Source organism: Pseudomonas sp. SORGH_AS_0199, assembly GCF_031453735.1.
Lineage (GTDB): Bacteria > Pseudomonadota > Gammaproteobacteria > Pseudomonadales > Pseudomonadaceae > Chryseomonas > Chryseomonas aestiva.
This window is the reverse complement of record NZ_JAVJAE010000001.1, coordinates 1,740,943-1,754,494: the sequence shown is the minus strand read 5'-3', so window position 1 is coordinate 1,754,494 and position 13,552 is coordinate 1,740,943. Positions and strand designations below refer to the sequence as shown.

The 13,552-nt window shown below is 69.7% G+C and carries 7 protein-coding genes and 1 pseudogene; all 8 read left to right on the top strand.

Translation table 11 applies throughout. The features are described 5' to 3' along the window. Positions 1-2,200 (top strand): annotated as a pseudogene (bcsA, locus tag QE444_RS08295) (UDP-forming cellulose synthase catalytic subunit). Then, positions 2,197-4,431, top strand: coding sequence for a cellulose biosynthesis cyclic di-GMP-binding regulatory protein BcsB (gene bcsB, locus QE444_RS08290; protein WP_273862724.1), 2,235 nt, complete (start codon positions 2,197-2,199; stop codon positions 4,429-4,431). Before bcsA ends, bcsB begins: the two are co-directional and overlap by 4 nt. A 3-nt stretch (positions 4,432-4,434) precedes the next feature. Then, the gene (locus tag QE444_RS08285; RefSeq protein WP_309737814.1) at positions 4,435-8,217 is read left to right on the top strand and encodes a cellulose synthase subunit BcsC-related outer membrane protein; all 3,783 of its coding nucleotides are present in this window, start codon (positions 4,435-4,437) and stop codon (positions 8,215-8,217) included. Between the two features lie 14 nt (positions 8,218-8,231). Next, positions 8,232-8,897 carry an SGNH/GDSL hydrolase family protein gene (locus tag QE444_RS08280; protein ID WP_273862726.1) on the top strand — a complete coding sequence of 222 codons (666 nt, stop codon included), beginning with the start codon at positions 8,232-8,234 and terminating at the stop codon, positions 8,895-8,897. Continuing rightward, positions 8,894-9,544, top strand: coding sequence for an alginate O-acetyltransferase AlgF (locus QE444_RS08275; RefSeq protein WP_273862727.1), 651 nt, complete (start codon positions 8,894-8,896; stop codon positions 9,542-9,544). Before QE444_RS08280 ends, QE444_RS08275 begins: the two co-directional genes overlap by 4 nt. A 13-nt stretch (positions 9,545-9,557) precedes the next feature. Further along, on the top strand, positions 9,558-10,973 hold the full coding sequence (locus tag QE444_RS08270; RefSeq protein ID WP_309737812.1) for an MBOAT family O-acyltransferase: 1,416 nt from the start codon (positions 9,558-9,560) through the stop codon (positions 10,971-10,973). Positions 10,974-10,983: 10 nt separating this feature from the next. Continuing rightward, positions 10,984-12,129 carry an alginate O-acetyltransferase AlgX-related protein gene (locus QE444_RS08265; protein ID WP_309737809.1) on the top strand — a complete coding sequence of 382 codons (1,146 nt, stop codon included), beginning with the start codon at positions 10,984-10,986 and terminating at the stop codon, positions 12,127-12,129. A 61-nt stretch (positions 12,130-12,190) separates the two neighbouring features. Next, a complete protein-coding gene (locus QE444_RS08260) occupies positions 12,191-13,519 on the top strand; it encodes a bifunctional DedA family/phosphatase PAP2 family protein (RefSeq protein ID WP_309737805.1) in 1,329 nt (442 codons plus the stop codon). Positions 13,520-13,552: the final 33 nt, after the last annotated feature.

The window sequence follows — 13,552 nt, the reverse complement described above, 5'->3', positions numbered from 1 at the left end:
ATGAGCTTTCTCGACCGCCTGGAACAGGTTCGCCAGCGCCGCGCGGCGCGTGCTGCCGAGGCAACGTCCACCCCGCCAGCGGCGCCTTTGTGGCTGCAACTGCTGGCCTGGACAGCCGCCGCGTTGCTGGGCGTTCTGCTGGTGAGCGTGCCCCTGGCACTGGAAGAGCAGGCGCTGTTCGCCATCGGCTGCTTCGGCGCGGCCCTGCTGCTGCGCCGGCTGCCCGGGCGGCTGCCGGTGATCGCGCTGGTGCTCTTGTCGCTGCTGGCGTCACTGCGCTACCTCTACTGGCGCCTGACCAGCACCCTGGGCTTCGAGACGCCGCTGGAGATGGTGCTCGGCTACGGACTGGTGGCCGCCGAACTCTATGCCCTGGCGGTGCTGGTGTTCGGCTATCTGCAGACCATCTGGCCGCTGCGCCGCACCCCGGTCCCGCTGCCGGCTGATCCGGCCACCTGGCCCACCGTGGACGTTTTCATCCCCACCTACAACGAAGCCCTGAGCATCGTGAAGCTGTCGATCCTGGCGGCCCAGGCCATCGACTGGCCACGCGACAAGCTGCGGGTGCACGTGCTCGACGACGGCCGTCGCGAGGACTTCCGCCACTTCTGCGCGACCGCCGGCGTCTCCTACCTGGTGCGCGAGAACAACGAGCATGCCAAGGCCGGCAATCTCAATGCGGCGCTGAAGGTCACCGACGGCGAATACATCGCCATCTTCGATGCCGACCACGTGCCGACGCGTTCCTTCCTGCAGGTCTGCCTGGGCTGGTTCCTCAAGGACCCGCAGCTGGCCATGCTGCAGACCCCGCACTTCTTCTTTTCCCCGGATCCCTTCGAGAAGAATCTCAAGACCTTTCGCACCGTGCCCAACGAGGGCGAGCTGTTCTACGGCCTGGTGCAGGATGGCAACGACCTGTGGAACGCCACCTTCTTCTGCGGCTCCTGCGCGGTGATCCGGCGCACCATGCTGGAAGAGGTCGGCGGCGGTGGCCACCGAGACGGTGACCGAGGACGCCCACACCGCGCTCAAGCTCAACCGGCTCGGCTACAACACCGCCTACCTGGGCATTCCCCAGGCCGCCGGTCTGGCCACCGAAAGCCTGTCGCGCCACATCGCCCAGCGCATCCGCTGGGCCCGCGGCATGGCGCAGATCTTTCGCATGGACAATCCGCTGCTGGGCAAGGGTCTCGCCCTCGGCCAGCGGCTCTGCTACCTCAACGCCATGCTGCACTTCTTCTATGGCCTGCCGCGGCTGGTGTTCCTTACCGCACCGCTGGCCTATCTGCTGTTCAGTGCGCAGATCTTTCACGCCTCGGCGCTGCTGATCACCTGCTACGTGCTGCCCCATGTGCTGCACTCGAACCTGACCAACTCGCGTATCCAGGGCGAATTCCGTCACTCCTTCTGGAACGAGGTCTACGAGACGGTGCTGGCCTGGTACATCCTCCGGCCCACGCTGCTGGCGCTGATCAACCCGCGGCTGGGCAAGTTCAACGTCACCGACAAGGGCGGCATCATCGCCAGCGACTACTTCGACTGGGAGCTGGCGCGCCCCTACATCGTGCTGCTGGCGCTCAATCTGCTCGGCCTGGGCGTGGGCATCGGCCGGCTGTTCTTCGGCGATCCCGAGGCGGTGACCACGGTCGCCATCAACCTGGTCTGGACCCTCTACAACCTGGTGATCGCCAGTGCCGCGGTAGCCGTGGCGAGCGAGACGCGCCAGGTGCGCGCCGAACCCCGGGTGGCCGCCACGCTGCCGGCCGGACTGGTCCTCGCCGATGGCAGCCGCCTGGAGTGCAGCACCCTGGACTTCTCCCAGAGCGGCATCGGCCTGAAGTTGCCCGCGGGCCTGCACCTGCCCGAGGGCAGCGCGGTGGAGGTGGAACTCAGCCGCAACGGTCGCAGCCGCCGCTTCCCGGCCACCGTGGCCTTCAGCCGCGCCGGCGCGGTGGGCACCCGCTTCGCCGAACTCAGCGTCACCGAGCAGCGCGAGCTGGTGCGCATGACCTTTTCCCGCGCCGATCTCTGGGCCGAGGCCTGGGGCAATCACCGCCCGGATTCCCTGCTGGGCTCGCTGCGCGAGGTCAGTCTGATCGGCCTGCGCGGCATCGCCGATCTCAATCGCAATGTCTGGCGCCTGAGCCGACCCTCCCGGCGCACGGCGCCCTCCTCTTCCGCCTCCCTGGACCGCCCATGACCGTGTCGCTTCGTCTCGCTCCGCTCCTGCTCGCCACCCTGGCTACCGCGCCCGCCATCGCCCTGGCCCAGAGCGCCCTCCCGGTGGCCGTAGCCCTGGCCGGCAGCGGCTACGACAACAGCTTCAAGCAGCTCGGCGCGGTCTATCCCTTCAACCTGCGCGGCATCGACAGCCGCGACGGGGTCGGCTTCGACATCCGCGCCGACGAGATCGTCAGCGCCGCCAAGGTGACGCTGAACTACACCTATTCCCCGGCGCTGCTGCCGGAGCTGTCCCAGCTCAATGTGCTGGTCAACGACGAGGTCGCCGCCAGCATTCCGCTGCCCAAGGAAGGCGCCGGTACGCCCCAGACCCGGGTGGTGGACATCCCGCCGCGCCTGATCACCGAATTCAACCGGCTGAGCATCCAGCTGATCGGCCACTACACCATGCAGTGCGAAGACCCGCTGCACTCCAGCCTCTGGGCCAAGGTGAGCAATGGCAGCCGCCTGGACATCCAGGTCAGCCGCCTGGACCTGGCACCGGACCTGGCGCGCCTGCCGCAGCCCTTCTTCGATCGCCGCGATGCCCGGCAGCTGGAGCTGCCCTTCGTCATCGCCGGTGCGGCGGACAACGGCACCCTGGAGGCCGCCGGCACCCTGACCTCCTGGTTCGGCGCCCTCGCGAGCTATCGCGGCGCCCGCTTCCCCAGCAGCCAGAGCGCCCTGCCGGCCAAGGGCAACGCGGTGGTGCTGGTCACCAGCGAGGAGCGCGCCAAGACCCTGGGCCTGAGTCTGCCCGCACCGGCGGCGGCCCGGGTCGACATCCTGGTCAACCCCTTCGATCCCCAGGGCCAGCTGCTGGTGATCTCCGGGCGTGATGCCAACGAACTCAAGCGCGCCGCGAGCGCCGTGGCGCTGGGTCACCAGACCCTGTCCGGCCAGGGCATGACCATCGACACCCTGCAGGCGCTGCAACCGCGCAAGCCCTACGATGCGCCCAACTGGCTGCCGAGCGACCGGCCGGTGCGTCTGGGCGAGCTGGCGACGCCCAAGGAACTCGGCGTCTCCGGTTACGCTCCGGGGACGGTGACCGTGCCGCTGCGACTGCCCCCGGACCTGTTCCTCTGGCGCAACCAGGGGCTGCCGCTGCACCTCAGATACCGCTATACCCCGCAGCCGGTGGCGACCAATTCCTCGCTGCTGGTGAGCTTCAACGACCGCTTCGTGCAGTCCATCCCCCTGCCGTCCCAGGAGCACCTGGACCAGGGGCTGCTGGGTCTGATCAAGGACGAGGAGTTGCCCCGCGAGGCCGAGGTGCGGTTGCCACTGGAGGGCGAGGCGCTGCAGGCCCGCCTGCAATTCCGCTTCATGTACGACTACCTCAAGCAGGGTGAATGCCGCGACGTCATCATCGACAACATGCGCGGCACCCTGGAACCGGACTCGACCCTGGACCTGTCCGGCTATCGGCACTTCATCGCCCTGCCCAACCTGGGCGTGTTCAAGGACAGCGGCTTTCCCTTCACCCGCCTGGCGGATCTGAGCGAAACCGCGGTGATCCTGCCCGATGCGCCCAGTGCGGCGGAGATCGACAGCTACCTGAACGTGCTCGGCCGCTTCGGCAGTTCCACCGGCTATCCCGCCGCCGCGGTGACGGTGGCCCGCGCTGGCGAGGTCGAGGGCCTGGCCGACAAGGACCTGCTGCTGATCGCCAGCGGCGCCGACCAGCCGCTGCTGCAACGCTGGGCCGCCCAGTTGCCGGCCGGCTTCGCCGGCAACGGCCAGCGCTTCGAGGTTTCCGACCTGGCGTTCAAGGTGCGCCAGTGGTTCAGCAGTGACAACGAGATCAGTCTGGAGCGCAGCCGCGCGGCGCTGAGCGCCAGTGGTGGTGCCGGTGGCGCCTTCGTGGCCGGCTTCGAGTCACCGCTGAAGAGCGGTCGCAGCGTGGTGGCCCTGGTCGCCGCCCGCCCGGAGGGCCTGGCCGACATCAGCCGCGCCCTCACCACCCGGGAGGACTATGCCCAGGGGTTGCAGGGCAGCCTGGCCATGGTGCGTGGCCAGCAGGTGGAGAGCCTGGTAGCCGACGAGACCTATCACGTCGGCAGCCTGGGGCCGCTGCTCTATGTCCGCTGGCAGCTGGCGCGTCATCCCCTGTTGATGCTGGGCCTGAGCGCCCTGGGCGTGGCCCTGCTGGCCGGCCTGCTGTATGCGGCGCTGCGCGCCCGTGCCCGTCAGCGGCTGGAGCGCTAGACCATGACCCGTGCACCGCTGCTGGCTACCCTGCTGACCGGTCTGCTGCTGCCACCGCTGGTCCTGGCGGCCGGCACCCCCGAAGCGCTGCTCATCGAGCAGGGTCACTTCTGGCAGGCGCGCAAGAACGCGCCCCGCGCCCAGGAGACCTGGAACAAGCTGCTTGAACTGGATGCGCAGCAGCCCGAGGCGCTGTACGGCCTGGGGCTGATCGAGGTGCAGGCTGACCGGCTGCCTGCGGCCCAGGCCTATCTGCGCCGCCTGCAGGCCCTCAAACCCTTGCCCCAGCAGGCCTTGCAACTGGAGCAGGACATCGCCCTGGCCAGTGGCGACAATCCCCAGCGCCTGGCGGATGCCCGCCAGCTCGTCAGCGAAGACAAACCCGTGCAGGCGCTGGCGCTCTATCGCCAGCTGTTTGGCGGTCGGCTGCCCCAGGGCGATCTGGCGCGCGAGTACTACGACATCCTCGCCTACACCCCCAATGGCTGGCAGGAAGCCGGTCCGGGCATTGAGCGCCTGCGCAAGCTGCAACCCAGCGATCCGGCGCTGATGCTGATCCAGGCCAAGCACCTGGCGCGCTTTCCGGCCAGTCGCAGCCGTGGCATCCAGGCCCTGGCGGAGCTGAGCACGCGCAAGGACATCGGTGGCGAAGCCGCCGAATACTGGCGCCAGGCGCTGGTCTGGAGCGGTCCGCCCGATCCGGCCGAGGCACCGCTGTTCGAGGCCTACCTGCGCCAGCATCCGGATGACGCCGAGTTGCGCGCCCAGCTGGAAAAGGGCCGTACCCTGAGTCGCAGCGGCGGCCTTGATCCGCAACTGGCGCGCGGCATCGAGGCCTTGCGGCGCAATGAACTGGGCGCGGCCGAAAGCGCCTTCCAGGCACGCCTCAAGACGGCCCCCAACGATGCCAACGCCCTGGGCGGACTGGGTATCGTCCGCCAGCGCCAGGAGCGCTTCAGCGACGCAGAGGACCTCTTGGGCCGCGCCAGCCGCCAACCGGGCGGTGCGCGCTGGCAGGCGCCGCTGGCCGAGGTGCGCTACTGGGCGCTGCTCGTCCAGGCCCGTCAGGCCCAGCAGGCCAACGACTTCACTACCGCTCGCGCCCGGGTGGAGCAGGCGCTGCGACTGGACGCCAAGCGTCCGGAAGCACCGCTGGCCCTGGCCGGGCTGCAGGCCCAGACCGGGCAGCTGGACGCCGCCGAGGCCGGCTATCGGCGGATCCTGCAGCAGGATCCGCGCAATCTGGAAGCCCGCCGGGGCCTGATCGACCTGCTGGCCGAGAGCGAGCGTCCGGCCGAGGCCCTGCGCCTGCTCGACACCCTGACTCCGGCTGAACTCGCCAAGCTCGGCAACCTGGATCGGCTAAAGGCCACCCAGGCGCTGCAGGAAGCCAAGCTGGCCGAAGGCCGTGGCGATCTCCAGGGCGCCCGTCGCGCCCTGGAAGACGCCCGGCGCGCCGATCCGGACGACGTCTGGACCCTGCTCGCCCTGGCCCGTCTGCAGCTGCGTCAGGGCCAGGCCCAGGCCGCCCGCCAGACCCTGGACAGCGGCCTGGCCAAGGATCCCCAGCGTCCCGAGGCGCTCTATGTACGCGCCCTGTTCGCCTTGGAGCAGAACGATCCCGCGGCGGCGCGCGAGCTGCTCGGTCGCATCCCGTCGGCCCAGCGCAGCCCGGCCATGAACGGCCTGGCCGCCGATCTCGACTTCGATGCCAGGGTAGGCGCCGCCCGCGACCTGGCCCGCCGCGGCCAGCAGCAGGCCGCACGGCGCCAGCTGGCGATCCTGGAGCCGCAAGCCGGCGAGCGCGCCGCCGCCCTGGGTGGCCTGGCGGCGGCCTATGCCGAGGCCGGTGACCCGGAACACGGGCTGCGTCTGCTGCGCGATGTCCTGGCCCGCGAACGCACGCCCGATCCCGCCCTGCGCCTGCAATACGGCGAGGTGCTGCTGCGCAGTGGTGCCGACGACGAGGTCAACGCCCTGCTGCACGAGCTCCAGGGTCAGCGCCTGAGCGCCACGCAGCGCCAGGGCTATGAGGACCTGCTCTATCGCTACCGGGTGCGTCAGGCCGACCAGCTGCGCGAGCGTGGCGATCTGGTGACCGCCTACGACACCCTGGCGCCGGCCCTTGCCCAGCGCCCGGACGACGATCTGGTCAACACCGCCCTGGCGCGGCTCTACCTCGCCAATGGCGACGCCGACAAGGCGCTACGGCTCTATGAACCGCTACTGCGCCGCGCGCCCGACAATCCCCGCCTGCAACTGGGCGCGGCCGATGCCGCCGTGCGCGCACGAGACACCGCCTTTGCCGAACGCGCCCTGGATCGCGCTGTCGCCCTGGGCGCCGACGACGTGGCGGTGCTGACCGATGCCGCCCGCCTCTATCGCCAGCTGGGCCGGGAAGGCCGGGCCACCGAGTTGCTGCGTCAGGTGGTTGCCGTGCAGCGCCGGGATGCCGAAACCGCACGCCCCCTGGCGGATGCACCCGCCAATCCCTTCGGTCCACGACGCGGTAGCGCCACGCTCGCCAGCCAGGCCATTCCGCCGACCGCCGACCAGTTGCTGGTGGCGGCCAAGACCGCCCCGCCAGCGGACGTAGCCGAGGCCCCGCGCGACAGCGCCGCCGAACGCGCCCTCGACGACCTGCTGCAGACGCGCAGCGCGCGGATCACCCAGGGCCTGACCGTGCGCAGCAACGATAACGAGCGCGGCCTCGGCAAGCTCACCGACGTGGAAGCGCCACTGGAGATCGACTTCCCGCTGGGCGACGTGCGCCTGGCCGTGCGGGTGACCCCGGTCAGCCTGAACGCTGGCAGCGTCGGCCGCGATGCCCGCAGTCGCTTCGGGGGCGGTCCGGCCGCCACCCAGGCCGCGCCGGAGGGTTCACCGGGCAGCCAGAGCGACAGCGGCGTCGGCCTGGCGGTGGCCTACAGCGATCCGCAGCTCGGCCTCAAGGCCGACGCCGGCACCACGCCACTGGGCTTTCGCTATTCGACGCCAGTGGGTGGGGTGAGCCTGGACCGGCCGATGACCGATAACAGCCGCTATACCCTCTCGGCCTCGCGCCGCGCGGTGATCGACAGCCTGACCTCCTTCGCCGGCAGCGAAGACACCCGTACCGGCCAGCAATGGGGCGGCGTGACCGCCAATGGCGTACGCGGCCAGCTCGGCTACGACGACAGCCAGTTCGGTGCCTATGCCTATGCCTCCTGGTACCGGCTGCTGGGCAATCATGTCGCCGACAACAGCCGCGGCGAACTGGGTGCCGGGCTGTACCGCTATCTGATCAACAGCGAAGACAGCCGCCTGACGCTGGGTCTGTCCCTCACTGGCATCGCCTATGACAACAACCAGGCCTTCTTCACCTATGGCCATGGCGGCTACTTCAGCCCCCAGCGCTTCTACGCCCTGGGCGTACCCCTGACCTGGTCGCAGCGTACCGATCGCTGGACCTGGCAGCTACGTGGCGCGGTGGGCGTGCAGCGCATCGTGCAGGACGGCGCCGATTTCTATCCGACCGACGCCCGGCTGCAGGCCGCGGCGAGCCAGGCGCTCGGCGCCCCGGCGGCCTATGGCGGCCAGAGCAAGACCAGTCTCGGCTACAGCCTCCATGGCGCCACCGAGTACCAGCTCGGGCGCCAGCTGTTCGTCGGCGGCAACCTCGGCGTCGACAACGGCCGCGATTTCCAACAGCTCAATGGCGCCGTCTATCTGCGCTATGCGCTGGAACCCCAGGACCGTGCACTCGCCCTGCCGGTCAGTCCCTATCGTTCCCCCTACGACAACTGATTCACGGAGCTCCCATGGCAGCCAGCCTCCTTACCGGCCTTACCATTCTCATGATCGGCGACAGCCACCTGGCCACCCCCGACTACCTGATCGGCGCGCTGCAGGACAGCCTGGTGCAGCAAGGCGCCAAGGTGCATACCCTGGGTATCTGCGGGAGCAACGCCGGCGACTGGCTCAAGGTCACCCCCGGCACCTGTGGCGGCGCCGAGCGGCGCAACGGCGACAAGGCCGTGGTGCTCGGCGGCAAGGCCGCCACCCAGCCGATCAACGAACTCATCGCCACCGACAAGCCCGACCTGGTACTGATCGTCATGGGTGACACCATGGCCAGCTACACCAATCCCAGCTTTCCCAAGACCTGGGTCTGGCAGCAGACCACCAGCCTGACCAAGGCCATCGCCGCGACCAAGACCCATTGCGCCTGGGTCGGCCCGACCTGGGGCACCGAGGGCGGCAAGTACGGCAAGACCTTCGATCGGGTCAAGCTGATGTCCGGCTTCCTCGCCAACAACGTCGCGCCCTGCAGCTACATCGACTCGCTGAGCTTCGCCAAGCCCGGCCAATGGGCGACCATCGACGGCCAGCACCTGACCGGTCCGGGCTACAAGTCCTGGAGTTCGGCCATCGTCGACGCCCTCAACAAGCTGCCCGCCGACAAGCTCAAGGGAGCCGCCCAGTGAAGGCCCTGCTGCTGCTCGGCCTGCTGGTGGGCGGGATCGCCCAGGCCGAGGTGTCCCTCTACCCCACCGGTCCCAGCGAAGACTCGGCCTTCCTCCGCTTCGTCAACGCCGGCAGCCAGCCCCTGGCGCTGCAGGCCTCCGGCTCCGCCGCGCGGCTGCAGCTGGAGGCCGGCAAGCCGGTCTCCGACTACCTGACCGTGCCGGCGACCAAGACGATCAAGGGCGAACTGGTCCAGGGCGCGGCCAAGGCGCCGCTTGAGCTGACCGTGGCCGCCGGTGAATTCGCCACCCTGGTGGTCCTGCCCGGCACGCCGCTGGCGCAACGCCTGGTGCGCGAGCAACCCGACGACTTCAACGCCCTCAAGGCCTCGCTGGCCTTCTACAGCCTGGATCCGCAGTGCGCGAGCCCGGGTCTGCAGGCGGTCGGGCGCAATGCCGAGATCTTCAAGAACGTGGTCGACGGCACCCTGCAGCGCCGCAGCCTCAACGCCGTGGCGCTCAAGGTGCAGCTGACCTGTGCCGGCCAGGCCACGGGCGAGGCGCTGGACCTGGGCGAACTCAAGGCCGGCGAGCGCTACAGCGTGCTGCTGCTGCCCGGCGCCAGCGGTCCGCGGCTGCTCGCCACCCAGGACGCTATCGCCCACTAAGGACAGCCGCTCGATGGTCTTCGCCTCGCTGGAATTCCTCACCCTCTTCCTGCCGCTGTTCCTGCTGGTCTATGCCCTGGCGCGGCCCGGCGGGCGCAACGGGGTGCTGCTGGTGGGCAGCTGGCTGTTCTATGGCTGGCTGAGTCCCCTGTTCCTGCTGCTGCACATGGCCCTGGCCTTGCTGGCCTGGGTCGGCGGGTTGCTGGTGGATGGCGCGCGCGAAGGCTCGCGAGCAAGGCTGCGGCTGCTCGCCGGGCTGATCGTGATCAACCTGGCGGTGCTCTGCTGGTACAAGTACGCCAACATCGTCGCCGCCACCTGGAGCCAGGTGCTGGTGAGCGCCGGCGCCCTGCCGCTGGACTGGCAGAAGGTGGCCTTGCCGGCCGGACTGTCCTTCATCGTGCTGCAGGCCATCTCCTACCTGGTGGATGTCCATCGTCACGTGGTCCCGGTGGAGCGCAGCTTCGTCAACTACGCTACCTACATCTCCATGTTCGGCCATTCCATCGCCGGGCCGATCATCCGCTACGACTGGGTGCGCCGCGAACTCAACCAGCGCTGGTTCAATCGCGAGAATTTCGCCCTCGGCGCGCGCCGTTTCATGATCGGCATGTGCATGAAGGTGCTGGTGGCCGACACCCTGTCGCCACTGGTGGATGTGGCCTTCCACCTTGACCAGCCGTCCTTCGCCGACGCCTGGATCGGCTGCCTGGCCTATTCGCTGCAACTGTTCTTCGACTTCGCCGGCTACAGCGCCATGGCCATCGGCCTGGGCCTGATGCTGGGTTTCCACTTCCCGGAAAACTTCAACCGGCCCTATCTCGCCCGCAGCATCCAGGACTTCTGGCGGCGCTGGCACCTGTCGCTGTCCAGCTGGCTGCGCGACTACCTCTACATCTCCCTGGGCGGCAACCGCGGCGGTCGCTGGCGCACCTATCGCAACCTCTTTGTGACCATGGCCATCGCCGGTCTCTGGCACGGCGGCGACAGCTGGAACTACCTGCTCTGGGGCATGCTGCACGGCCTGGCGCTGTGCCTGGATCGCCTCTGGGACGAACTCGGCGGCCGCCCGCTGCCGCGGCTCCTGGCCCATGGCCTGACCCTGCTGTTCGTGGCCCTGGCCTGGACGCTGTTCCGCGCGCCGGACTTCGCCACGGCGCTGTCCATGTACGCCGGCCAGTTCGGCCTGCACGGCTTCGCCCTGGGCGATGCCCTGGCCGTGACCCTGAGACCGGTGCACGGCCTGGCCGCCGCCCTGGGCGTGGCCTGCGTCCTGGCCCCGCTGTGGCAGGCGCGCATCGAGGCGCGTCTGCCCGGTAGCGCCCTGCTGCGCGGTGTCGGTGCCCTTTGGCCGGTAGCCGGCTTCCTGCTCTGTTTCGCGCTGATCGCCAGCCGCGAAGCCGTGCCCTTCCTCTACTTCCAGTTCTGAGGCCGCCGCCATGAGCGCTCCCGCCCTGCCGTCCTCACCCGCACCCCAGCCGCCCAGCGCCAGCAGCGTGCGACTGGCCCCGCTCGCCGGGGTGGTCTTCGCCCTGTTCCTGGCGATCGGCCTGCTGTCCTGCGCCTGGGCGCTGCTGACCGATCGCCTCTCGCTCTGGCCGGAACAGGTGGATCGCCATGCCCTGCTCGAAGGCGAGCTCACCCACCACATCGCCAAGGAGCTGGCCAAGGCGCCGCTGCCGGAAGCGGCCGCCCGCCTGGAACGCGGCGCCAGCTGGCTGCTGCTGGGCGACAGCGGACCGCGGGTGCGCCAGGGTTGCCCCGGGTGGCTGTTTCTCGCCGAAGAACTCGAGGTCCCGCGCCACGCCGACGCCAATGCCCGGGCCCGCGCCCAGACGGTGATCGAGCTACGCCAGCAACTGGCCGCCCGGGACATCCAGCTGCTGGTCGCCGTGGTGCCGGACAAGAGTCGCATCGCCGCCGACCAGCGGTGCGGACTGCGACGCCCCGCTGCCTTCGCCAACCGGGTCGCCGACTGGACGCGGATGCTGAGTGCCGCGCGCGTGCCGGTGCTCGACCTGACCACGGCACTCACGCCCCTGGGCAGCGCCGCCTTCCTGCGCACCGATACCCACTGGAACGAGGCCGGTGCCGAGGCCGCGGCCCGCGCCCTGGCGCTGCGCATCCAGGCGCTGCCCTTCCAGGCCAGCCCGGCACGGACATTCGCTCGCACGCTGCTGGCGCCGGCACCGCGCCCCGGAGACCTGGTGCGCCTGGCCGGCCTGGACTGGCTGCCGCCACGCCTGCAAACCGCCCCCGAGGTGCTGCGCCTGACCCAGGTCGACAGCCGCGCCCCGGCCGAGGCCAGCGATGACCTGTTCGGCGATGGCGACCTGCCCAACGTCGCGGTGATCGGCACTTCCTTCTCGCGCAATTCCAATTTCCTGCCGCTCCTGGAGCAGGCCCTGGGCGCCAGCGTCGGGCGCTTCGCCAAGGACGGCGGGCATTTCGCCGGCGCGGCGCGCGACTACTTCGCCAGTCCCGCCTTCCGACAAACCCCGCCACAGTTATTGGTCTGGGAAATTCCCGAGCGCGATTTACAATCCCCCGGCCCCGAGGCGTTGCGTCTCGATCCGCGTCCTTGAGGCAACCAAGGCTTTCCCAATGGGTCTGAGGACGCAACCCCCAGCCCCAGGAAGCCTTTCGATGACGGAACTGCTAGACGGCCTGACCCAGTGGATCAACCAGCACCACCAGTGGCTGGGCGTGGCCATCTTCATCATCTCCTTTCTCGAGTGCCTGGCCCTGGCCGGGCTGGTGGTACCCGGCACGGTGATCCTGTTCGCCGTGGCCATCGCCGCCGGCAATGGCGCGCTCAACCTCTTCGATACCCTGCTGCTGGGCTTTCTCGGCGGCATCCTCGGCGACGCGGTGTCCTATTTCATCGGTCGGCGCTTCCATGAAGGCATCCGCCGCCTGCCCGGACTGCGCACCCATCCGGAATGGATCGGCTCGGCCGAGGGCTTCATCCACAGATACGGCGTGGCCAGTCTGCTGGTGGGTCGTTTCATCGGTCCGCTGCGCCCGCTGCTGCCGCTGATCGCCGGCATGCTCGACATGCCCCTGGTCAAATTCGTCAGCGTCAGCCTGGTGGCCGCCGCCGGCTGGTCCATCGCCTATCTCGGCCCGGGCTGGGTGACCGGCGCGGCCTTCCGCCTGCCGCTGCCGGAGGGCTTCTGGCAACAGGCCGGCATCGTCTTCGGTGGTGCGGCGGTGCTGCTGACGGTGGTGGCCCATGGCGCCTGGCGCGAGCGCGCCGGCACCACGCTGATCAGCGGCGCCCTCTGCCTGGCCGGGCTGCTGGCGCTGCTGTTCGGCTGGCATCACCTGCGCGCCTTCGACGAAGGCCTGATGGCGCTGGTCCAGGAGCATCGCGAAGGCTGGCTCAACCTGGTCGCCGTGGTCATCACCCGCATGGGCGATTTCCGCACCCAGCTGATCCTGGCCGCCGTGCTGATCCTGGTGCTGGCCGCCTACCGCCAGTGGCGCCCGCTGCTGTTCGCCCTGGGCACCACCCTGGGGACCGCCCTGGCCAACGGCCAGTTGAAGAATCTGCTGGCCCGCGCCCGCCCCGACGTGCTCGCCGAGCCGCTGACCACCTACAGCCTGCCCAGCGGCCACAGCTCGGCCTCCTTCGCCTTCTTCCTGACCCTGGGCATCCTCGTCGGGCGCCGCTATGGTCCGCGCGGGCGCCTCGCCTGGCTGGTGATCGCTGCCCTGCCAGCGGTACTCATCGCCCTCAGCCGCGTCTACCTGGGCGTGCACTGGCCCACCGACGTCCTCGCCGGTGCCCTGCTCGCCGGGGGCTTCTGTGGCCTGAGCCTGGCGCTGCTGCAGAAGACCGGCGGCAATCGCCTGGAGCCGATTCCGACGCGGACCTGGTGGGTGCTGCTGCCAATGGTGGTGCTGGTGCTGGCCTTCGCCGCCGGCTGGGCCCTGCCAGAGGCCATCGAGCGCTATGCGCCCCGGCTGTAAGGCCGCCGCTAGCCAAAAAATCCGCTCAGGTTC

Excerpts from the sequence above, each read along its gene's own strand:
- bcsB (WP_273862724.1), top strand. The coding sequence starts at position 2,197 with ATGACCGTGTCGCTTCGTCTCGCTCCGCTCCTGCTCGCCACCCTGGCT.
- QE444_RS08285 (WP_309737814.1), top strand. The coding sequence starts at position 4,435 with ATGACCCGTGCACCGCTGCTGGCTACCCTGCTGACCGGTCTGCTGCTG.
- QE444_RS08280 (WP_273862726.1), top strand. The coding sequence starts at position 8,232 with ATGGCAGCCAGCCTCCTTACCGGCCTTACCATTCTCATGATCGGCGAC.
- QE444_RS08270 (WP_309737812.1), top strand. The coding sequence starts at position 9,558 with ATGGTCTTCGCCTCGCTGGAATTCCTCACCCTCTTCCTGCCGCTGTTC.
- QE444_RS08265 (WP_309737809.1), top strand. The coding sequence starts at position 10,984 with ATGAGCGCTCCCGCCCTGCCGTCCTCACCCGCACCCCAGCCGCCCAGC.
- QE444_RS08260 (WP_309737805.1), top strand. The coding sequence starts at position 12,191 with ATGACGGAACTGCTAGACGGCCTGACCCAGTGGATCAACCAGCACCAC.